The organism is Psychrobacter proteolyticus (genome assembly GCF_038155145.1).
Taxonomy (GTDB): domain Bacteria; phylum Pseudomonadota; class Gammaproteobacteria; order Pseudomonadales; family Moraxellaceae; genus Psychrobacter; species Psychrobacter proteolyticus_B.
Genome location: NZ_JBAKAY010000120.1, coordinates 1 through 223, shown reverse-complemented (window position 1 = coordinate 223; position 223 = coordinate 1). Strand labels below are relative to the sequence as shown.

General features: G+C 50.7%; 1 protein-coding gene. It reads right to left on the bottom strand.

Translation table 11 applies throughout. The annotated features are described in order from the left end of the window. Positions 1-223 (bottom strand): class I SAM-dependent methyltransferase (locus V6252_RS13215; RefSeq protein ID WP_341610750.1); only part of this gene is annotated, 223 nt, incomplete at both ends.

The following is a 223-nucleotide window of genomic DNA, read 5'->3' as shown; positions in this document are numbered from 1 at the left end:
GGCTTCACCGCTGTAACTCGTACCACACCGATCGTGCGCTCCAAAAACCCACCTTCGCAATAGCTAAAGTAAAACTCCCATAGGCGGATAAAGGCTTCGTCATAGCCAAGCGCTTGAATCTCTGCACGCTGGGCCATAAAGGCAGCACGCCAGTCACGCAGCGTGTACGCATAATCAAAGCAATAATCATGCAATTGTTTGACGACCATATCGGTCTGCTCAG